The organism is Cellulomonas rhizosphaerae (assembly GCF_003470205.1).
Lineage (GTDB): Bacteria > Actinomycetota > Actinomycetes > Actinomycetales > Cellulomonadaceae > Cellulomonas > Cellulomonas rhizosphaerae.
In genome coordinates, this window is the sequence record NZ_QWKP01000174.1 from 1 (window position 1) to 21,007 (window position 21,007).

General features: G+C 72.0%; 20 protein-coding genes. 7 read left to right on the forward strand and 13 right to left on the reverse strand.

Going from position 1 to position 21,007, the window contains the following annotated elements:
• The coding region (locus D1825_RS18215; protein WP_199721535.1) for a hypothetical protein at positions 1 to 466 on the forward strand (466 nt) is incomplete at its 5' end.
• Positions 467 to 483: 17 nt separating this feature from the next.
• Here the strand turns inward: D1825_RS18215 and D1825_RS07475 are convergent.
• The 11 genes from D1825_RS07475 to dnaK form a co-directional block, all read right to left on the reverse strand.
• Positions 484 to 1,497 (reverse strand): LacI family DNA-binding transcriptional regulator, encoded by a 1,014-nt coding sequence (locus D1825_RS07475; RefSeq protein ID WP_118766811.1) that lies wholly within the window; start codon positions 1,495 to 1,497, stop codon positions 484 to 486.
• A gap of 98 nt (positions 1,498 to 1,595) precedes the next feature.
• A complete protein-coding gene (locus tag D1825_RS18575) occupies positions 1,596 to 2,591 on the reverse strand; it encodes an extracellular catalytic domain type 1 short-chain-length polyhydroxyalkanoate depolymerase (RefSeq protein ID WP_118766812.1) in 996 nt (331 codons plus the stop codon).
• Positions 2,588 to 6,448, reverse strand: coding sequence for an OmpL47-type beta-barrel domain-containing protein (locus D1825_RS07485; protein WP_118766813.1), 3,861 nt, complete (start codon positions 6,446 to 6,448; stop codon positions 2,588 to 2,590). Before D1825_RS07485 ends, D1825_RS18575 begins: the two co-directional genes overlap by 4 nt.
• A 64-nt stretch (positions 6,449 to 6,512) precedes the next feature.
• The gene (locus D1825_RS07490) at positions 6,513 to 7,928 is read right to left on the reverse strand and encodes a glycosyl hydrolase (RefSeq protein WP_118766814.1); all 1,416 of its coding nucleotides are present in this window, start codon (positions 7,926 to 7,928) and stop codon (positions 6,513 to 6,515) included.
• 300 nt (positions 7,929 to 8,228) lie between these two features.
• Positions 8,229 to 9,176 carry a glycoside hydrolase family 113 gene (locus D1825_RS07495; protein WP_118766815.1) on the reverse strand — a complete coding sequence of 316 codons (948 nt, stop codon included), beginning with the start codon at positions 9,174 to 9,176 and terminating at the stop codon, positions 8,229 to 8,231.
• 51 nt (positions 9,177 to 9,227) lie between these two features.
• Complete coding sequence (locus tag D1825_RS07500) at positions 9,228 to 9,650, reverse strand: type II toxin-antitoxin system VapC family toxin (RefSeq protein ID WP_233549700.1); 423 nt, start codon at positions 9,648 to 9,650, stop codon at positions 9,228 to 9,230.
• Complete coding sequence (locus D1825_RS07505) at positions 9,647 to 9,916, reverse strand: hypothetical protein (RefSeq protein ID WP_118766816.1); 270 nt, start codon at positions 9,914 to 9,916, stop codon at positions 9,647 to 9,649. Before D1825_RS07505 ends, D1825_RS07500 begins: the two co-directional genes overlap by 4 nt.
• Before the next feature lie 45 nt (positions 9,917 to 9,961).
• Positions 9,962 to 10,387 (reverse strand): heat shock protein transcriptional repressor HspR, encoded by a 426-nt coding sequence (locus D1825_RS07510; RefSeq protein WP_118766817.1) that lies wholly within the window; start codon positions 10,385 to 10,387, stop codon positions 9,962 to 9,964.
• The gene (locus tag D1825_RS07515) at positions 10,387 to 11,346 is read right to left on the reverse strand and encodes a DnaJ C-terminal domain-containing protein (protein WP_118766818.1); all 960 of its coding nucleotides are present in this window, start codon (positions 11,344 to 11,346) and stop codon (positions 10,387 to 10,389) included. The genes D1825_RS07510 and D1825_RS07515 overlap by 1 nt, the downstream gene beginning before the upstream one ends.
• 79 nt (positions 11,347 to 11,425) lie before the next feature.
• A complete protein-coding gene (gene grpE, locus D1825_RS07520; RefSeq protein WP_118766819.1) occupies positions 11,426 to 11,992 on the reverse strand; it encodes a nucleotide exchange factor GrpE in 567 nt (188 codons plus the stop codon).
• The gene (gene dnaK / locus D1825_RS07525) at positions 11,989 to 13,842 is read right to left on the reverse strand and encodes a molecular chaperone DnaK (RefSeq protein WP_118766820.1); all 1,854 of its coding nucleotides are present in this window, start codon (positions 13,840 to 13,842) and stop codon (positions 11,989 to 11,991) included. Before dnaK ends, grpE begins: the two co-directional genes overlap by 4 nt.
• A gap of 311 nt (positions 13,843 to 14,153) precedes the next feature.
• Here dnaK and D1825_RS07530 point away from each other — a divergent pair, with 311 nt between their 5' ends.
• The gene (locus D1825_RS07530; RefSeq protein WP_158580696.1) at positions 14,154 to 14,861 is read left to right on the forward strand and encodes a nucleotidyltransferase domain-containing protein; all 708 of its coding nucleotides are present in this window, start codon (positions 14,154 to 14,156) and stop codon (positions 14,859 to 14,861) included.
• A gap of 285 nt (positions 14,862 to 15,146) precedes the next feature.
• Here the strand turns inward: D1825_RS07530 and D1825_RS07535 are convergent, their stop codons facing one another.
• Positions 15,147 to 16,097: a GlxA family transcriptional regulator gene (locus tag D1825_RS07535; RefSeq protein WP_118766822.1), complete on the reverse strand. Its 951-nt coding sequence runs from the start codon at positions 16,095 to 16,097 to the stop codon at positions 15,147 to 15,149.
• 71 nt (positions 16,098 to 16,168) lie between these two features.
• On the opposite strand from D1825_RS07535, the gene D1825_RS07540 reads away from it, so the two are divergent.
• From D1825_RS07540 to D1825_RS07555, 4 genes are all read left to right on the forward strand, one after another.
• On the forward strand, positions 16,169 to 17,242 hold the full coding sequence (locus D1825_RS07540) for a saccharopine dehydrogenase family protein (protein ID WP_199721537.1): 1,074 nt from the start codon (positions 16,169 to 16,171) through the stop codon (positions 17,240 to 17,242).
• Positions 17,243 to 17,440: 198 nt separating this feature from the next.
• Positions 17,441 to 17,839, forward strand: a complete 399-nt coding sequence (locus D1825_RS07545; RefSeq protein ID WP_118766823.1) for an MmcQ/YjbR family DNA-binding protein — start codon at positions 17,441 to 17,443, stop codon at positions 17,837 to 17,839.
• A 262-nt stretch (positions 17,840 to 18,101) separates the two neighbouring features.
• Positions 18,102 to 18,548, forward strand: a complete 447-nt coding sequence (locus tag D1825_RS07550; RefSeq protein ID WP_118766824.1) for a RidA family protein — start codon at positions 18,102 to 18,104, stop codon at positions 18,546 to 18,548.
• A gap of 90 nt (positions 18,549 to 18,638) precedes the next feature.
• Positions 18,639 to 19,310: a class I SAM-dependent methyltransferase gene (locus tag D1825_RS07555; RefSeq protein ID WP_233549701.1), complete on the forward strand. Its 672-nt coding sequence runs from the start codon at positions 18,639 to 18,641 to the stop codon at positions 19,308 to 19,310.
• Positions 19,311 to 19,317: 7 nt separating this feature from the next.
• Here D1825_RS07555 and D1825_RS07560 read toward each other — a convergent pair whose 3' ends face one another.
• A complete protein-coding gene (locus D1825_RS07560; protein WP_118766825.1) occupies positions 19,318 to 20,052 on the reverse strand; it encodes an SDR family oxidoreductase in 735 nt (244 codons plus the stop codon).
• Between the two features lie 102 nt (positions 20,053 to 20,154).
• Here D1825_RS07560 and D1825_RS07565 point away from each other — a divergent pair.
• A partial coding sequence (locus tag D1825_RS07565; protein WP_138067522.1) for a LysR family transcriptional regulator occupies positions 20,155 to 21,007 on the forward strand: 853 nt, incomplete at its 3' end.

Here is a 21,007-nt window from a genome sequence, read left to right on the forward strand (position 1 = left end):
GCACGACGCGGTCGGCCGGCTGCGCAACGTGCGGTTCCGCAACATCCTGTGCCGCTCCGAGAACGGCGCGTACATCGGCTCCGACGCCCCCGGCCTCATCTCCGGGGTGGTCCTGGAGGGCGTGCGCATCGAGCTCGACCGCTGGTCGCGCTGGCCCGCAGGCGAGTACGACCGCCGCCCCACCTCGAACGGCCCCGAGGTCTACGCGCACCCGACGTCGGGCATCCACATCGACACCGCCACGGACGTGACCCTGCGCAACTGCGAGGTCGTGTGGGCCGGTGCCGACCCCGCGTTCGCGCACGCGGTCGAGGCGGTCGACGTCGAGGACCTGGTGATCGAGAACCTGCGCGGCACCGCGGCCCGCCCGGACCTGGAGCCGGTGCTGGTCCGCCAGCGCACCCCGGGCGAGGAGCGCTACCCGGTCGCGGTCGAGATGCCGGTCATGCGCGCCGCGGGCGACTGACCCTTCGCACCGTCGGGTCAGGTGGGCTCGGGGACGCGCGCCGTGGTCCCCCGCGGGACGAGCGCGGGGGTCGAGTCCTGGAAGCTGCCGCCCTCGGCACCGAGCATGCGGTCGAAGAGCCGACGAGCGACGTGCGCGCCGTACGCCACGACGTCGTGGTTGAGCGCGGACAGCCTGGGGTAGGCGGCGACGCACAGCGGCGAGTCGTCCCAGGCGATGATCGAGAGCTCGTCGGGCACCCGGATGCCGAGCTCGGCGGCCACGCCCAGGCCCGCGAGCGCCATCACGTCGTTGTCGTAGACGATCGCCGTGGGGCGCGGCCGGTTGGTGAGCAGGCGACGGGTCACGAGCGAGCCCGACTCGGGCATGTAGTCGGTGCGCACCGTGGTCCCCTCGATGCCGAGCGTCGCGGACTCGTCGCGGAACGCCAGGTCGCGGATGTGCGTGTGACCGAACTCCTCGACGCCGGCCACGCGGGCGATGCGGCGGTGCCCGATCGCGTGCAGGTAGCGCAGCGACTCGCGCGTCGCGGCGTCGTCGTCCGTCCACACGCTGGGCAGGCCGCCAGCGAGGGACGTGTCGCCGACGACGACCGCCGGGAGCGCGTCCGGCTCGGACAGCATCGCGATCCGCGGGTCGTCGATGCGCGGGTCGACCATCACGATGCCGTCGACCCTGCGCGTCGCGCGCCACTTCTTGTAGGTCGCCAGCTCCGTCTCCATGTCGGGGACCACCTGGAGCAGCAGCGCGTTGTCCCGCATGGACAGCTCGCTCTCGATGCCCGCGATGAACTGCATGTAGAAGGACTCGATGCCCAGCGTGCGCGACTCCCGGGCGAGGACCAGCCCGATCGTGTCCGTGCGCGCACCCATCAGCGAGCGCGCGGCGCTGCTCGGCGCCCAGCCCAGCTCGTCGGCCACCCGCAGCACGCGCTCGCGCGTCTGCGCGGACACACCCTTGCGGCCGTTGAGTGCGAACGACACCGCACTGATGGAGACGCCCGAGCGCTCGGCGATGTCGTTGATGGTCACTCGTGACCGGGCCGGCCTCGCGCTGTCCGCCACACCGGGCAGCCTACTGCGGCGCCCCGGACGGGCCGCGTCCCCTGCGGACACGGCCCGTCCGGACCTCACCGCCTCGGGTGGTCGGCGAAGAACGCCCACATCAGCCGGCTCGCGTCGATCTCGTGGGTCACCGTGCCGTTGCCGCTCTGGTCGACGGACGTGCCCGGCCAGGTGTGTCCCCCGCCCGCGACGCGGTACAGCTGGACGTCCGCGCGGCCGTCGCACCGCGCGTAGGCGTACCGCGTGACGTGCTCGCTGACCTGCTCGGTCACGGGCCCGACGCCGCATCCGTCCAGACGGGCCCACGTCTGGACCGCGACCGGGACCGTGTATCCCCACCGCAGGTCGGTGCTGCCGAGGTACGGGTTCGTGTAGTCCGCGTCTCCGTGGAACTCGAGCACCGGCACGGGCCTGGACGGGGCGCAGTCGGCCACGTCGGGCACGGACGTGTCCTGCGGGGACGGCCTGCCGGCGCGGAGCCCGGCGACCGTGGCCACGGCGGCCAGCCGGTCGGCGAGCCGGCACGCCAGCGCCGAGGCCATCCGGCCTCCGCCGGAGTAGCCCGTGGCGTAGACGCGTCGGTCGTCCGCGCACACGGCGGCCCCGACGCGGGTGATCACCGCGCGCAGGAACCCGACGTCGTCGCGGGCGTCCGCGGGCGGGAGCTGCCCCGCGGTCGTCGGCACGCCGGGGACGTTCCACGCCCAGCCACCGTTGAGCGCGATGGCGGCCGTGGGTTCGACGACGACGAAGCCGTTCTCGTCCGCCACGGCGTCCAACCCGCTGATCGCGGCCTGCGCGGCACCGTCGGCGCCCGACCCGTGCAGGTCGAGCACCAGGGGAACCCGGTGGGCACGCTGCGCGGGCACGTGCACCCGCACCTCGTACGACGCGCCGCGGAACGGCACGCTCACCTGCTGGGTCCCGGGGGCGAGCCTGGAGCAGCTCGCGGCGTGCTTGTCCTCCCTGGGGGTCGCTGCGCCGGCGCTCACGGCACCGGCGACCGCCGTCATCGCGAGCGCCGCGGCCACCACCACCGCGAGGGGACCTCTCCTGGTCATCGCTTGCCTCCGATCACGTAGAGATGCACCGTGGCGTCGGCCGGCGCATAGGTCGCGTCGCCCGCGTAGGTGACGACGTAGCGGTGGATGCCCGCCGTCGCCGGTGCGGTCAGCCGGACGGTGGCCCGGCCGTGGGTGAGCGCCCCGGAGCCGACGACGGTGCCGTCGGCCTCCGTGAGCGTGATCGTGCCCGTGGCTTGGCCGCGCGCGCCCAGGACCTGCACGAGCACGAGGGCGGTTGCGTCGGGCCGGACGAGGGGCGGGACGCCCAGGGCGAGCACGGCGGCTCGCGCGGAGCCGTGCGTCCGGAGCGTCGCGACCGGCGACGCGTTCCCGGCGACGTCGACCGCCCGGTACTCGAGCGAGGCGACGTCCGTGGGCACGCGGACGGTGCCCGACGCGGGCGTCCAGCTGCCGCCCGGGAGCCGGTACCGGATCGCGGCGACGCCCGAGGTGCCGTCCGTCGCCGTGAAGGTGACCACCCGACCCTTGAGCGCGGCCGAGACCACAGGGGCGACCGAGTCGATCCGCACCGTGCGGTCGACCACGGGCGAGACGTTCCCCGCCGCATCCGTCGCGCGAGCGTGCACCACCGTGGCGCCCTGGGCCGTCACGCGAACCTCGTCGGCCGACGTCCAGGCGCCGTCACCGACGCGCAGCTCGACGAGCGGGTGCGCGTCGACGTCGTCCTTCGCGGCGGCCGTGACCGTGACCGGACCCGTGAACCAGCCCGAGGCAGGCTCGTCCGGGGTCGTCGCGACGGTCGTCGTCGGTGGCGCGGAGTCCGTCCGGACGGCGCGCACGTCGTCGACGACGAGCGTCCCGGTGCCCGCGCCTCCCAGGTAGAAGGAGAGCTGCGTGACGCGGGTCAGGTCCAGCGGGCCGCTGTCCCCGGCCCACGACGGCGGCGCCAGGTCCGCGAAGGGCACGGTGACGATGCCGGCGGCGTTTGGTCCGGGCTCGGGCAGCGTCGCCTCCCAGTAGGAGCCGCCGGCGACCAGCTGGACCGAGAGCTTCTGGCCGGCCTTGAGCGCGCTCCGGTCCAGCCACATCGACAGGCCGTCGTAGCCCCACCAGTCCTGCGCGGTGCTGAAAGTGCGCGTCACACCCGCGTAGCCGGGACTGCCCAGGTCGAAGCCCAGGCTCATCCCCTGGCCGCTCGCACCCGGCACGAGCGTCGGCGCGATGGCGCCGCCGCCGGTGTTGCGCACGTAGGCCGCGGCGACGGCCGCGTCGGTGGCGTACGACTCGTAGTCGTCGACCACCTTCGGGGTCGTCGGCCGGGTCGCCGTGGTGAACGTGGCGACGTCGGAGGTGGTCTCGCCCGACCCGTTGAGGGCCGTGACTCGCCAGGAGTAGGTGGTCGACTCGGCGAGCGTCACGTCGGGCGACCACGACGTGCCGGCCGTCCGGGTGGTGGCCACCGGGTCGGACAGGTCGGCGTGCGTGGACAGCTCGACGCGGGAGAGCGCGGCCCGCGACGCGGTCCAGGTGAACGTCGGGACGCCGCGCACGCCGTCGGCGCCGTCGGCCGGGGCCGTCGTCGTGACGCCCGTCGGCGCGCCCGAGCTCGAGCCCGCCGCGAGGAACCGGATCTCCCCCAGCTGCTGCGCCCACTCGGGCGTGGTGCCCCGCGGCCATTCGACCCGCACGTGGCGCACGCCGGTGAGGGCGCGCGCGGAGACCACGTCCTTGCGCCATGCCCCGCCGACCACGCCGGGCGTCGTGGCGACGTCCGGGGTGAGCGTCCGCCACGTGGTGCCGTCGTCGGAGACCGAGAAGGTCAGCGTCTCGGCGCTCTGGTCGGGCCAGTAGAAGGCCGTCGCGTCGAAGCCGGTCACGCCGTCGGGTGCGACGTCGGCATCGACGGTCCACTCGATGCTCGCGGCACCGGCGGCCGTGCGCTTCGCGCGGCCCACGTCCCCGCCGAACAGCGCGGGGTTGCCGGTGTCGATCGCGACCTGCTCGGCGGCGCTCGTGCGGCCGAGGTCGTCGAGCGGGTCGATGAGCACGACCTCCTGCGGTGCCGAGCGCAGCTCGAGCCGGGTCAGCCCATCGGTCGACGTCGAGGGCCAGGTGATGCGCAGCTGCTGCGCGTCGGTGCCGGCCGGGACCGACGCGGTCACGGCCCAGCGACCGTCGCCGTCGGGTGCGACCGCGGCGTCCAGGTCGGTCCAGCGCGTGCCTGCGCCGGCGGCGAGCGCGAGCGTCGGGGCGACTGCGGCGCGCACCGTGAGGCGCACGTCGGTCAGGCCGGGGGCGGACCACGTCAACGATCCGCCGTCGGCGGCGATCGGCGCGACGAGCGTGTCCTCGCCGGCGGGACTCACGTCGACGCCGGTGTGCGCGACCGCGGGCGTCAGCGAGCCGAGCGCGTCGACAGTCACCTGCTGGCCGGCCGGGACGGTGAGCGGCTCGGACGCCGGCCCGCGACCGCCGTCGGCGGCGATCGGCACGACCCGGTAGGTGGCAGCCCCGCGGGTCACGGTGTCGAGCCAGGGTGCGTCGCCGACCGGCTCGTCGGTCAGGGTGGCCCAGCCGTCGGCGGTCGTGCGCTGCACGTCGTACCCGACGGCACCCGTGGCCCCGCGCCACGCGAGGCGGTGCAGACCGTAGTCGTCGGTCACCGAGGTGATCAGCGGCGGACGGGTCACCGCGACGTCACCCGTCGACCCCAGGGCGGCCGCGTACGCGCGCTGCGCGGCGACGTCCTCCTGCATCGACGCGTTGTCACCCGGGTAGTGGATCTGGAAGCCGTCGAGGTGCTGCACGAACCCGCTCGTGTCGTCGTGCGGGAACAGCGACCACGACAGCATCCCGGTGACGTCGGGGTTGTCCACCAGGCCGGGCAGCACGGTCGAGGCGGAGTTCGAGTCGTACTCGCCCGCGATGTAGGCCTTGCCCGCGTCGGTGACGGTCTTGGCGTCGGCCGTCACCTTCGCGACGGTGGGCGGGTAGTAGTGCACGTCGACGATGTCGACGTCGGCCGCGAGCGTGTCCGGGTCGATGTCGAACCGGCGGCCGGCGGCGACGAGCTGCTCGGGCGCTCCGTCGCGCAGCTGCGCCGAGATGGTGGCGATCCACGCGGGCGTCATGCCCTCGAGCTCGTTGCCGAGCTCCCAGGCCATGACCGTCGGGTCGTCCTTGAGCGCGAGCTCCGTGTACCGGTTGACGTGGTTCAGCATCGTGGCCACGTAGTCCTGGAAGTCGGCGATCACGCGAGGGTCGGCGTAGAACTGCGGGCAGTCGGCGCTCGCGTCCGCGCACAGGCCGTACGGACGCGCGAAGTCGCGCAGGCCTCCGTGGTAGTACGCCCAGTTGTCGGTGAGCGGCAGGATCAGGCGGATGCCCTTGCTCGCCGCGTACGCGATCGCGTAGTCCACGGTGTCGAACGCGCGCTCGGAGTAGCCGGCTTCCTTCGTCGGCAGGATCGACAGGTCGTTGCCGGTCGACGCGAGCATGTGGGAGCGGATCACGGTCGTCCCCATCGCTGCCGCGGTGTCGATCGCGTCCCGGATGCGGAAGTAGGTCGGGTAGTCGACGACGCCGGCCGGCACGTTCTCGTCGACGCCGAGCCAGTAGGCGTTGGTCCCGCCGAACCGGAAGGGCTCGCCGTCCAGCTCGAGCCGAGAGCCGTCGCGCCGGACGAAGTCGTGGTTCAGCGACGGGCCGAGGCCCGCGTCGGTCAGCGCGCTCGTGGAGGTCGGCGTCGCCGCTGAGGTCGGCGTCGCCGCTGCGGTGGGCGTCGCCGCTGTGGCGGGCGTCGAGACGCCCGTCACGACGACCGCGCCGACGACGAGCGCGGCGAGCACCCCGCCGGCGCGTCGGCGGTGGGGGCGATGGGTGGTGGGCTGCATGGTGCGCGGCGCTCCTTTGCGTCGATGACTGTCGGGTTCTGTCGTGAGCCGTGCATTGCCGGCCTCAGGCCGCCGGCGGCGTCCAGCGCTGGTTGCTCTGCCCGTTGCACGTCCAGATCTGCAGGCGGGTGCCGTCGACGCTGCTCTGACCCGTGGCGTCGAGGCACTTGCCGGACGCCGGGTTGCGGAACGTGCCCGCGGACCCGTCGTAGGTCCACTGCTGCGCGCCCGAGCCGTTGCAGGTCCAGAGCTGGACCTTCGCCCCTTCGGCCGTGCCCTGGCCGGTGACGTCGAGGCACTTGCCGGAGCTGGGGTTGACGACGGTGCCGGTCCCGGCCGGGGCGTTGACCGTCCAGGTCTGCGCGACGCCGGTCGCGCAGGTGTAGAGCTGGACCGCGGTCCCGTCCGTCGTGCCGGACGCCTGGGCGTCGACGCACTTGCCGCCGAGGCCGGTGATCGCGCCGGTCAGCGACGTCGTGCCGCCACCGCCCGGCAGGGAGATCTCGCCCTGGGAGAGCACGCGGGAGCTGAAGTACGTCGCCTGGATCTGCGCGTTCGTGTTGCTGCCCTGCAGCTGCTCGGACCAGATCATGAAATAGGACCAGCGCGGCTGACTGCTCAGCAGTGCCGCGTCGGGGACCTTGCCCATCTCCGCGATCGCGATGGGCTTCGAGCCCGCGATCGACTGGATCTGCTGGTAGTCGCCCGAGCTCGGGTAGCTCTTGTACCAGGCGTCCAGGCTGACGACGTCGACGTAGGAGCTGCCCGGGTAGTACGTGGACCAGCCGCCGGCCGGGTTGTCCTGCACGTTCCAGACCCAGATGAGGTTCGACAGTCCCTTGGCCACCAGGTAGTCGTGCGTGATCTGGTACAGCTTCGCGCTCTTGGCGCCGTAGCCGCCCCACCAGTTCCAGGTCTCGTTCATCTCGTGCAGAGGCCGGAACAGCACGGGGACGCCGGCGTCCTTGAGCTGCTGGAGGTAGGGGACGGCCTCGTCGAGCCGGCGCTTCCACGCGGTGTTCAGCGCCGTGCCGTCCGCGATGACCTGGTCGAACTGCGTGTTCGTGATGCGCGACTTCACGCCGCCGTCGAACGAGCACGACGAGCCCTGCGTGGGTGGGCACACGTGCCACGTCAGGGCGACGAGCGAGCCGTTGGCCCACTCGGTCTTGGCCTGGTCGATCACGCGCTGCCGGTTCGCGACGTCGGCCGGGTTGAACATGAGGTCACCGCCCCACAGGCCCGGCCGCTGGCCCGTGACGTTCTTGACGATCTGGCTGTACTGCGCCGGGCTCGACGCAGGCTCCTTGTTGTGCTGGCCGGCCACGATCGAGCTGCCCGTGATCGACGAGAGGTAGGTGAGCACCTGCTGCTTGCTCGAGGCGGAGAACGCCTGGGCGGATCCGGCGAGCACGGCGGTGGCGCCGAGCAGCGCAGCGGTGACGAGAGCGCCGATGCGCGCGACCTTGCTGGAGGACATCTCGAAACTCCTTTGTTCCGACGGCCCTGGACGCGGGTCAGCGCGCCGAGCGGCGCTGAGGGGGCCGCCGCTAACTAAAGCGCTTAAGGCTCCGGAGGTCAATGGATCCGGCAAAACGGACCCGTCACCGCGCGGCGCGGTCGTGCGGCCGGGATGCCGACGTACTGCAGCGCTCCAGTTCGCGCCGTGCCGCCCTCCGGGCGCCACCCCCCGCGCCTCCGCCGAGAACGACCCTCCGGCGCGAGAACGACCCTCCCGGACGGTCGTTCTCGTCCGCGGGGGTCGTTCTCGGCGACGGGGTCAGGCGGTGTAGTGGCGGCGGACGACGGCCGCGCCCTCCTTGGCGTACATGCAGTAGTCGTCGTTGGTCGCCGCGTCCGCGGGCGCGTACAGCGTGGCCGGCCAGTCCCAGAGCATGAAGCCGCCCACCCAGGGGCGCTCCGCGCAGGCCGAGAGCATCTCGTCGAGGTACTCGGCTTGCGCCCGCTCGCTCGGGGCGCCGACGAGCGCCCAGTCGTTCGGGCGCTCGGGCGACCCCTCGCGGCTCGGGCAGCCCGCCTCGATGAACAGGAACGGCTTGCCCTCGCGCTCCACGACCGCGCCGATGCGGTCGAGCTGCTCGGGCCACGACCCCGTCGGGTAGTAGCCGCTGGCCGAGATGACGTCGACCGCGTCCCACCAGGTGACGTGGTCCTCCTGGTACTTGTCGCAGTTGTAGGTGACCAGTCCGTCGTAGACCTCGCGCACGTCGGCGATCAGCTCGCGCCAGTGCGCCTCCTGGGAGTCGGCGCGGACCATCTCGCAGCCGATGCAGAACATCTCCACCTGCAGCTCGGCCGCGAGCTGGGCGTGGTGGACGATGAACTCGCGGTAGGCCGCGAACCACTGCGCCCAGCTCGGCTCACCGGGCACGTCCCAGTCGAAGAACCCGATGTACGCGCGCCAGGTGCCGTCCGCGACGTTGACCACCGGCTTGAGGCAGACCTTGAGGTCGAGGCGGCGGGCCCGCGCGACGGCTCCGCGGATCTCGTCGTCGGTCACCGTCGGCTCGTCGGCGAACGCGATCGTCGTCGACTGCGCGGTCGCCTGCAGGGCGCCGTACGCGAGGGTCACCCAGCTCACGCCGAGCCCGGCCATCTCGTCCATCGAGTGCTGCGCCTCGGGCGTCAGCCAGGTGCCGCGGACACCGGTCCAGCCCCAGGTCATGCCGCACACCGGTGCGTCCCAGCCGTCCACCTGCCTCGTCATCGAGACCTCCTTCGTCGGCGTCCACCGTAGCCGCGGCTCGGCCCGCGGCGGTCAGCCGGCCACCGCGTCGGCGGGGTCGACCCGCACCAGGTCGACGAGGCCGTCGAAGTCGCGGTCGGGGGTGACGATGGCCGAGAACCCAGCGACCGCCGCGCTTGCGGCGTGGACGGCATCGCGCCCGGCGAGCGCTCCCGAGCCCACGAGCCGCACCGCACCTGCGAGCACGTCACGGTCGAAGTCGTGCAGGACGACCAGGCTCATCACGTCCTGCGCCTGCTGCACCGCAGACTCGCGGTCGGACCGACGCATCCGGTGGAAGAGGAACTCCTGGACGGCCTCGACGCTGGCATGCAGCTCGATCTCGCCCCGTCCGGCCGCGGCCAGGATCTGGCGGCACGGTTCGCGCTGCTCGTGCGCTCCACCCACGGCGTAGGCGAGGACCGCGGTGTCGACGAAGAGTCGGGGCACCGTCACGCGCGGCCCACGCGGTCGAGCGACGACTGGAGGTCGCGCTTGGCATCGGCCCAGTCCACAGGCTCCTCAGCCACCGACGGGACGGCAAGCAGGCGGTCCGCGGCGGCCGCACGCAGCTCGATCGCTGCTGCCGCCTCGAAGTGAGCGTCCAACGCACCGCGCACGATCGCGGCCACCGACCGCCCGGTGCGACCCGCCTCGGACTCGAGCAGGCGGAACCGCTCGTGGTCGATGAGGATCTGCAGTCGACGCTCGAGCACGGACATACTGCGAACGTAGCATGCTCATACATGAGCAGGTGGGGCAAGAAGTCAGCGTGACGGGCGCCAGAGGACGACCGAGCCCGACTGGGTGATCGCCCGCGGCGCCTGCGCGGCGCGGGGCTGGCGGGCGACGCGGCGCGTGGCGACGACGTCGCCGCGCGGGTCCGCCGTGAAGACTCGTCGGCCCGCGTCGACGAAGGCACGCAGGTAGTCGATCTGGTGGCGCAACCGGTCCACCTCGGACTCGAGCTCGAGGATGCGCTTGATGCCTGCGAGGTTCACGCCGTCGTCCTGCGAGAGGCGCTGCACCTCGCGCAGCGTGGCGATGTCGCGCAGCGAGTAGCGCCGACCGCGACCGGCCGTGCGGGACGGCGACACCAGGCCCAGGCGGTCGTACTGGCGCAGGGTCTGCGGGTGCATGCCGGCCAGCTCGGCAGCCACCGAGATGACGTAGAGCGGGGTGTCGTCGGCCATTACGACCTGGCTTGGTCCATGAGCCCGGCGCGGACGTCGTCGCCCGAGGTCGCGATGCCGAAGGCCTGCACGGCCTCGCGCGCGGCACCCGTCAGGCGCTGCGGGACGACGACCTGCACGGTGACCAGCAGGTCGCCCTTGCCACCGATGCCGCGACCCTTGACGCGCAGCACCCGGCCCGAGGGGGTGCCCTCGGGGACCTTGACGCGCACGGGGGTGCCGTCGAGCGTGGGCACCTCGATCGTCGCGCCGAGCGCGGCCTCGTCGAAGGCGACCGGGACCGTGAGGCGCAGGTTGGCGCCGTCGGCGGTGAAGACGGGGTGCGGCGTGACCTTGACGGTCACGACGAGGTCGCCGGCCGGAGCACCGGGATCGCCGGGCCGGCCCTTGCCGCGCAGGCGGATCTTCTGCCCGTCGCGCACGCCCGCCGGGATCCGCGCGTTGACGGTGCGGCCGTCGACCGAGAGCGAGACGGTGGCACCCTCCGCGACCTCGCGGAACGGCAGCGTCACCGAGGCCGAGAGGTCCGCGCCAGGCTGGGGCCCGCGCTGGAAGCCGCCCGCGCCGTTGCCGAACATGCCGCTGAGGATGTCCTCGAAGCCGCCGGCGCCGCCGGCCGAGCGGGTGCGGGCACCGCCCGCGGTGCCGCCGAACATGTTGCCGAACATGTCCTCGAACCCGGCCGCACCGCCGCCGCGACCACCGGCCTGGAAGCGAGCGCCGCCGGTCATCGCGCGCAGCTGGTCGTACTGCTGGCGCTGGGTGGGGTCGGACAGCACGGCGTACGCCTCGCCGACCTCCTTGAACTCCGCCTCCGCCTTGGCGTCGCCGGGGTTGTGGTCGGGGTGCTTGGTGCGGGCGAGCTTGCGATAGGCCTTCTTGATGGTCGCCGCGTCGGCGTCCTTGGCCACGCCGAGGACGCGGTAGAAGTCCTTCTCGATCCAGTCCTGCCCGGTCACCGAGCCTCCTTGTGTCTGTGTGCGATGCGTGTCTGTGGTGCGACGCCGCGCCCGATGGTCCGGGCGCGGCGTCGCGGGGTCACGCCTCGGGGTCGACGACCGCCACGCGGGCCGCGCGGATCACGCGGTCGGCGGTGCGGTAGCCGGGCTGCAGCACGAGCTGCACGGTCGGCTCGGTGACCTCGGCGGAGTGCGAGTGCATGAGCGCCTCGTGCACCGCCGGGTCGAACGGCTCGCCGACCGCGCCGTAGCGCTGTATGCCGAACCGGCCGAGCGTTCCCTCGAGCTTCTCGGCGATCGACGCGAACGGTCCCGTCAGGTCACCGTGCTGGCGAGCCAGCTCGATGTCGTCGAGCACGGGGATCAGCGCCTCGACGACGTTCACGACGCCGCGCTCCTGCGCGGCGAGCGCGTCCGCCTTCGAGCGCTTCACGTAGGCCGAGTACTGCTGCTCGAGGTTGTAGTGCGCCGCGTTGGCGCGCTGCACCTCCTCGAGCCGCTCGGCCGCGAGCTTCTGGGCCTCGATGAGACCCTCGAGCACGATGGCCTCCTCGGCCTCGGCCGCGACCGACTCGGCCTCGGCGAGGACGTCGTCCTCGGGGGTACCGCCGTTGGACTGACGGTCGTCCGGGGTCTCGGCCGTCACTTCTTGTCGTCCTCGTCGTCCACGATCTCGGCGTCGACGACGTCCTCATCGGCATCCGCGGTCGGAGCCTCGTCGGACGGAGCCTCGTCGGCCGAACCCTGGTTGGCGTAGATCGCCTCGCCGATCTTCTGCGCGACCGTCGAGAGGTTGGCCGTCTTGGCCTTGACCTCGTCGGCGTCCGTGCCCTCGAGGGCGACCTTGAGCTCGCCGACCGCGGCCTGGACCTCGGTCTTGACCTCGTCGGGCAGCTTGTCGGCGTTGTCGACGAGGAGCTTCTCGGTCGAGTAGACGAGCTGCTCGGCGGAGTTGCGGGCGTCGGCGTCCTCGCGGCGCGCCTTGTCCTCGGCCGCGTGCTCCTCGGCCTCCTTGACCATGCGCTCGATGTCCTCCTTGGGGAGGGCCGAGCCGCCGGTGATCGTCATCGACTGCTCCTTGCCCGTGCCGCGGTCCTTGGCGGACACGTGCACGATGCCGTTCGCGTCGATGTCGAAGGTGACCTCGACCTGCGGCAGCCCGCGCGGGGCCGGCGCGATGCCGGTCAGCTCGAACGTGCCCAGCGGCTTGTTGTCCCGCGCGAACTCACGCTCGCCCTGGAACACCTGGATCAGCACCGACGGCTGGTTGTCCTCAGCCGTGGAGAAGATCTCCGAGCGCTTGGTCGGGATGGCCGTGTTGCGCTCGATGAGCTTGGTCATCACGCCGCCCTTGGTCTCGATGCCGAGCGACAGCGGGGTGACGTCGATGAGCAGGACGTCCTTGCGGTCGCCCTTCATGACGCCGGCCTGCAGCGCGGCACCGACGGCGACGACCTCGTCCGGGTTGACGCCCTTGTTGGGCTCGCGGCCACCGGTGAGCTCGGTGACGACCTCGGTCACGGCGGGCATGCGGGTGGAGCCGCCGACGAGGACGACGTGGTCGATGTCCGCGAGCTTGATGCCCGCGTCACGGATCACGGCGTTGAACGGCGCCTTGGTGCGGTCGATGAGGTCCTGCGTCAGCTGCTGGAACTGCGCACGCGTGAGCTTCGTGTCCAGGTGGACCGGGCCGTTCTCGCTCATGGACAGGTACTGCAGCGAGATGTTGGTGCTCGTCGCGGACGAGAGCTCCTTCTTGGCCTGCTCGGCCGCCTCGCGCAGACGCTGCACGGCGATCTTGTCCTTGGACAGGTCGACGCCCGTCGAGTTCTTCACCTCGGCGGTCAGGTGCTCGACGATGCGGTTGTCCCAGTCGTCGCCGCCGAGGCGGTTGTCGCCCGAGGTCGCGCGGACCTCGATCGTCGAGAAGCCGTCGTCGTCCTTGCCCACCTCGAGCAGGGAGACGTCGAACGTGCCGCCACCGAGGTCGAAGACGAGGATGAGCTCGTCCTCCTTGCCGCGCTCGAGCCCGTAGGCGAGGGCGGCCGCGGTGGGCTCGTTGATGATGCGCAGGACGTTGAGGCCCGCGATGGCGCCCGCGTCCTTGGTCGCCTGACGCTCGGCGTCGTTGAAGTAGGCCGGGACCGTGATGACGGCCTCGGTGACGGGCTCGCCCAGGTAGGCCTCGGCGTCACGCTTGAGCTTGGAGAGCACCCGCGCGCTGATCTCCTGCGCGGTGTACTTCTTGTCGTCGATCGACTGCGACCAGTCCGTGCCCATGTGGCGCTTGACGGACGCGATCGTGCGGTCGACGTTGGTGACGGCCTGGCGCTTGGCGATCTCGCCGACGAGGACCTCGCCGGTCTTGGAGAACGCGACGACCGACGGCGTCGTGCGCGATCCCTCGGCGTTGGCGATGACGGTGGGCTCGCCACCCTCGAGGACGGCGACCACGGAGTTGGTGGTGCCCAGGTCGATGCCGACTGCTCGTGCCATGTGTGTGCCTTCTTTCGATCTCTGCTGCTGGGCCTGGCCCGCTGGCGGGCCGCTCTTGAGTCCGCTGCGCTCAACCTTGCATCCGCTACGTGCTCGATGCAAGCCCTGCGTCGCAAACTTGAGTCTGACTGGCTCAACCTTCGCTGAGGGCCGAACATTCCCGCGTGGGATAGGCGCGACCGCAACGCCAGATGTGGGATCCCGTCTGAGTTGGCCATATCCCACGTAGTTGCCCACGGCGTGTCCCAATCTCACCGAGTTGTCCCAGAAAGACGGACGCTCGAACGCGTTGCGCTCCTAGGCTCGCTCGGGTGAAGACCATCTCCGCCGAGCTGCTCGGCCTCGCGAACGGATTCGTCGCCGACCGATTTCCCTCGGCCGTCGGCGCCGTTCTAGCTGGGAGCAGCGCCGCCGGCACCAGTACGTCCACGAGCGATCTCGACCTGGTGGTCCTTTGCCCGGAGGAGTCCTTCGACGGGGAGGACGCGAGCCTCGCCGCGACCTACGAGCACGCAAGCCGCCTGGTCGAGGTGTTCGCGTACACGCCGGACGCTTACCGCAGGTGGGCCGGCAGGGAGCTCGCCGCGCACCGGCCGGTCATCCTGGCCATGCTCACCGAGGGCGTGATCCTGCGTTCCGGGTCGGAGCTCGTGGAGCTCCGCGCGTGGGCGGACGGCGTGCTGGCGGCCGGGCCCACGATCGAGCCTCACGCGCTCGACCAGCGTCGCTACTCCGTCAGCGCCCTGCTCGACGACCTGACCGATGCCGAGGACCCGGGAGAGCGCGCACTGCTCCTCGCCGAGGCGTTCAGGGCGCTGTCGGAACTGCTGCTCGTGGCCCACGGTTGCTGGCTCGGGTCCGGGAAGTGGCTGCTGCGCAGGCTCCGGGCGTGGGACGGGTCGGTCGCGGATCGTCTGACCGAGGCGTTCGTGGCAGGGCACGCGGTCGCCTTCGTCCGGATGGCCGACGAGCTGCTCGCGCCCTTGGGCGGTCGGCTGCAGGCCGGCATGGTCCGCTGACTTCCTGAAGCGGACGACCGGCCTCGAGCGCCTGCCCTCGCAAGCGTTCTCGAGCGATACGAGGCTTCGGGCGGAGGAATCGGACAAGTAGGTCAGAGCCTCGGGCTCCGGAGAAGTTCGATGAGTTCCTACAAAGGGGAATGGGTGACACCTTGACCTGTCACCAGTCCGCCCACCGTCGTGGCATGTCGTCCGAGCCGGCCACATCCATATGGTTGGCCATGGAGTGCCGGGGAACGCTGCGGCTCGATGCCGGGTGCACCACCCCGCAGGGGACGATCAGCGTCAGGGCTGCGTGAGCCGAAATGACGCCCGGTAGGTGGTGGGGGTGATGCCCACCACCCGGTGGAAGTTGCGGCGCAGGGTGGTCGAGGTGCCCATGCCGCAGCTGACGGCGATCTGGTCGATCGAGGCGTCAGTGCGCTCGAGCAGCTCTTGCGCGCGGATGATGCGCTGCTGGTGCAGCCACGCGAGCGGTCCGACCTGGAGCTCGGCGAGCATCCGACGGGCGAGCTGGCGGGTGCTGAGGTTGGCGTGACCGGCGAGATCCTGCACGGTGAGCGGCTGATCGAGTCGAGCTCGCGCCCAGTCGAGCGTGACAGCCAGCCCGCCGGAGCCGCGCGGCTGGGCGGGTGGAGGGATGAACTGGGCCTGCCCGCCGGGGCGGTGGGCGGGGGCGACGAGCCGTCGCGCGATCCCACTGGCCGCGGCGGCACCGAGGTCGCGGTGCACGAGATGGATGCACAGGTCGAGCGCCGCCGTCTTGCCCGCCGAGGTGAGGACGTCGCCGTCGTCGACGTAGAGCACGTCGGCGCGAACGTGGACCTGGGGATAGCGGCGCGCCAGGTCCTCGGCGTGCATCCAGTGCGTCGTCGCGACCCGGCCGTCGAGCAACCCGGCCGCGGCGAGGACGAACGCACCGGTGCACAGGGACGCGATCCGGACGCCGCGGTCGTGCGCCCCGCGCAGTGCCGCAATCAGGACCGGGTCGGGGTCGGCGCCGACGTCGTCGGAGGACGGCACGACCACGGAGTCCGCGCGGGCCAGTTCGGCGTACGACGCCGTCGGCAGCTCCGGGAGCCACGGGTGCGGCAGGCCGTCGGCGGTGCAGACCACGAGGTCATACCACTCGCCGCCCGGAGCGAGGTCCGAGCGGTCGACACCGAAGATCTCGGCGGCGATGGCCGCTTCGTAGAGCATCGAGGACCGGTGCATGGCCAGGGCGATCCGGGGCATGTCCGAAACTGTACGCGAGGCGTCGTTCACGACACTCGTGCCGCAACCGCACGAGGTCCAGGATCGTTTGCGTGAACTCCTCTGAACGAGTCCTTGTCTATGGCGCCGCAGGTCACACCGGCCGTTTTGTCGTCGACGAGCTGGTGCGTCGCGGGCTCACGCCTGTGCTCGCAGGTCGCAGCGCTGAACGCCTCGACGCTGCCCTGCAGCCGCACGCCTCCCTGGAGCGCCGCGTCGCCAGGGTGGAGGACCCCGGCCTGCTGCAGCAGGCTGTGGCGGGAGTGGGGGCGGTGATCAACTGCGCCGGACCTTTCCTGGACACCGCCCTGCCGCTCGCCCGGGCGGCCGTCGACGCAGGCGCCCACTACCTCGACGTCACCGCCGAGCAGTCGGCCGTGCAGCTGCTGTACCGCGAGCTCGACGCTCCCGCCCGTGCAGCGGGCGTCGCCGTCGTCCCGGCGATGGCGTTCTACGGCGGCCTCGTCGACCTGCTCGTCACCGCCGCGCTGGACAACGGTCCCGCTGCGGACGAGGTCGAGGTCGCCATCGGCCTGGATCACTGGTGGCCGACGGCCGGCACCCGGATCACCGGCGCCCGCAACACCGCGACCCGGATGGTCATCCGCGACGGTGCGCTGACCCCGCTGGCCGACCCGGCTCCGACCGGCAGCTGGAACTACCCCGCTCCCCTGGGTGCCCAGGCCGTGGTCGAGCTCCCCTTCTCCGAGGTGATCACGATCAACAGCCATCTCTTGGTCGAGAACCTGCGCTCGTACCTGAACACGGCCCCGCTCGACGACCTGCACGACCACACGACTCCCCCGCCGCCCGTCACCGACGAGCACGGCCGCTCCGCGCAGCGGTTCGCCGTGGACGTCGCAGTCCGCCGCGGCCCGCACACCCGTCGCATCACCGCAGTGGGCCGTGACATCTACGCCATCACGGCCCCGATCGTCGTCGAGGGCGCGGTCCGCCTCCTCGACGGGCGCCACCACGGCTCGGGCGCCCAAGCGCCGGGCGCAGTCTTCGACGCCGCCGACGTCCTCGCCGCGTTGGAGACGCGGGTGGGCGACTTCGAGGTGTGTCGAGACCGCCCGCGCCTGCCACCCCAGGTCACAGCGCCGGTCGCCAGACAACGCGGATGAGTTCCTACTCACCGAACGCTGTCTGATCGATCTCGTCCGCGGCTGCCGCGGGTTCGGGACGCCAAATCCGCTGGTAAGGCGCCCGGGGGCCTCGAAGGGCCCGATAGTCCTCCGACGTCGGCGCGGCCCCGCCACCCCCGGAAGCTCTGATGTGCCGATGTCCTACCCGGCGGGGAGGATGGGCGCGGGAGGAGCCAGATGAGCGACATCGCGGACGTTCCACCCGCCGTTGTGGGCCGGCTCCGGGTGATCTGCGAGGAACTGCCGGAGGCGTACGAGGAGCCGGCGTGGATCGGCCTGCGGTGGCGGATTCGCCGGCGGACGTTCCTTCACGTCTACACCACCGACGAGCGGCGGTCGGCGTACCTCGATCTCGACCATCCGGCCATCCTGATGACCTTCCGGGCGCTACCCGGGGAGTTGGAAGCACTGGCGCACGCCGGCCCTCCGTTCTTCCGGGCCGACTGGGGTGTGAATGTCGTGGGAATGGTGCTGGACGACGAGACGGACTGGGTCGAGGTTGCCGAGCTGGTGACGGACAGCTATCTCGTGCAGGCGCCCCGCCGCCTCGCGCTCCGGCTGACGGCAGGTGGATGAACCGCGGGCCCGTCCCCGTGTGAACGCACCGGCGTGATCGGTCGGCCACGTGCTGCGACTCGCAGTCGCGTCAGGAGAACAGCTGGACCTGGCGCTCGACGTCGCTTGGTGGCTGGGCAGATCAGCTTGACGGTGTGGTCATCACGAGGTGCCGGGCGAAGGATTCGGACAACAAGGTGGGGCGCGCAAGCTCACCAAGGTGTCCTACGGCAGGTCAGGCAGTGAGCCGCCGGCAAGGTCGATGAGTTCCTCGAGTGGGCGCATGTCTCCCGAGCCCGCCGTCGCCCTCGTCCGGCCCCAGCAGCTGACGTCGAAGGCGCCCTACGCCTACGCCGCGGTGGCCGGTCCCGGTGCGTTCGTCTTCACCGCAGGTGCCTGCCCGCTGGACGCCGACGGTCGGACGGTTGCCGTCGGCGACGTCGCGGGCCAGGCCCGCCAGGTGGTGGCCAATCTGGTGACGGCGCTGCATGCCGCTGGCGCGCAGCTGACCGACGTCGTCAAGACGACCGTGTACGTCGCCACGTCCCGACAGTCGGATCTGGGGATCGCCTGGGACGTCATCCATGAGGCCTTCGGCGACCACGAGGTGCCCAGCACGCTGCTCGGCGTCACCGTGCTCGGCTACGACGACCAGCTGGTCGAGGTGGAGGCCATCGCGATCCTGCCGCTGGCGACGGCGACGGCGACGGACGGCGACATCGACCTATAGGCGAGGAACCTCGCGACGACACGCCCCGCGCCCCGGGTAGTGCGCGTGGTTTGGCCCCGTCGACGAGGCAAAGCGGTGCGATGCTGTCCCGTGGCCCTCGAACCCCGTGGCTCCGGACCTGCTGAGACCGGCGACCACCCCGTAGTCCGGGCGGCGGCGACCGACGAAGTCGTCGGGGCGGCCTACGCAGCCCGCGCGGAGGAGTACACGGCGGCGCTCGGCTCGGTCTCGGCGATGAATCCGCCCGACATCCAGCTCATCTCCGCCTGGGCCGCACGCTGCCGCGGCCCCGTCATCGACGCCGGCTGCGGCCCCGGTCACTGGACCCAGCTGCTCGCCGACCTCGGTGCCGACGTCGAGGGCGTGGATCTCGTCCCGGCCTTCGTCGATCTGGCCACGGCGCGCTTTCCGACTGTGCCCTACCGGGTGGCCAACCTTGACGACCTCGCCCGGCCCGACGGTTCGGTCGCCGGGATCCTCGCCTGGTACTCGTTGATCCATCTCGAGCCCGAGCGCGTTCCGCTCGTCCTGCGGGAGTTCCGCCGCTGCCTCGCCGACGACGGGACCCTCCTCGTCGGCTTCTACGAGAGCGACCGGCTCGAGCCCTTCCCGCACACGGTGACCGAGGCCTACTCGTGGCCCGTCGACGAGCTCTCCCGGCTCGTCGAGGACGCAGGGTTCGGCGTCCGGCACACTCGCACTCACCCCAACCCCAAACGCCCCGACCGCCGCCACGGCACGCTCCTGGCTGGGGCGACGTGACAGGGCGTCACCAGGGCAGGGAGCCCGACTCGTCGCGGAACGTGCCGCTCGGCCCGTCGTCGGGCAGCGTGGCGAGCTCGAGGAAGACCGCAGCGCCCTGCTCGGGCGTCCGCGTCCCGCGGTGGCCGTTGAGGTCGGTCGCCACGTACCCCGGGCACCCGGCGTTGACCAGGATGCCGGCGTCGGCGAGCTCCTTGGCGTACTGGACGGTGAGGGCGTTGAGGTAGGTCTTCGTCGGCGAGTACGCACCGGAGATCGGGCCGACGGGCTCGGCCTGCGCGGTCTGCAGGGCGAGGGACCCGACCGAGCTGGAGACGTTGACGATGCGCGGCGACGTGGCTCGGCGCAGCAGGGGCAGCATCGCGTTGGTGACCCTGATGACGCCGACGACGTTCGTGTCGACGACCGTCAGGACCTGGCCGGCACTCACCTTGCTCGGCTCCTGCGGCATGCCGCCGGTGATCCCGGCGTTGTTGACGAGCACGTCCAGGCCGCCCTGCTCCTCGAGCTGTGCGGCGGCCGCGGCGACGCTCGCGTCGTCCGTGACGTCCAGCGGCACGCCGAAGACGTCGAGTCCCTCGGCGCGGAGCTTCTGCACGGCGTCGTCGCGTCGCGCGGTGTCGCGCGCGCCGACGCCGACGCGGAACCCGCGCCGGGCGAGGCCGGCGGCGATCTCGTAGCCGATGCCCTTGTTGGCGCCCGTGACGAGTGCAGTGGGCGTGGTGGAGCGGTTCTCTGTCATGCACCGATCCTGCGACGAGAGCAATCGGACACTCCAAGACCGATCGGGTGCAGCGCGATACCGCGCCGGTATGGCGCGAGGCCAGCGGCGTACGCTCGTCGCGTGGAAACCCGCGAGCTGCGCTACTTCATCGCCGTCGCCGAGGAGTCGCACGTCGGGCGGGCCGCCGACCGGCTCGGGATGGCGCAACCTCCGCTGTCGCGGGCCATCGCCCAGCTCGAGCGGCGGATCGGAGCCGACCTGTTCGTCCGCTCCCCTCGCGGCATGAGCCTCACGTCCGCCGGCCAGACCCTCCTGCGCGAGGGCCGGGCCGCTCTGGCCGCAGTCGAGGCGGCCGAGCGGCGGACCCGCCGCATCATCGAGGCGGGGAGCCGGGCGCCCGTGGTACTCACCGCGAAGTCGGGAACGGCTAGCGAGCTGCTCGCCACGCTGCTCGATGCCTACGCCTCCGAGCCGGACGCGGTCGACGTCGAGGTGGTGCTGAGCGCGCCCGGCCACCAGGCGCCCATGCTGCGCGACGGGCGAGCCGACGTCGCGATCCTGCACCTGCCGTTCGACGACATCAGCGGCTTCGACGTGGACGTGCTGAGCGTCGAGGACCAGGTCCTGATCGTCCCCGCCGGCCATCCCGTGAGCCGCATGCCGTCGCTGACCGTCGCCGAGGCCTCGTCGATCCCCGACCTCCCCGCGCCGCGGTGGCCTCATCTCGACGGCAGCTACCCCGACGCGCCGGGTCCCGAGATGCGCGACCTGACCCAGGTGCTGCAGCTCGTGCGGCTGGGCCGCGCCTCGATCATGCTGCCCGAGTCGGCGCGCATCCACGTCGGCGAAGGGCTGTCCGTCGTGCCGGTGTCCGACGCCCCGCAGGTCACGACGGTCATCGCCTGGCCGCCGCAGAGCAAGTCGCTCGCCGTCGCCGGCCTGGTGCGCGCCGCCTCGGAGCTCCTCGACGCGG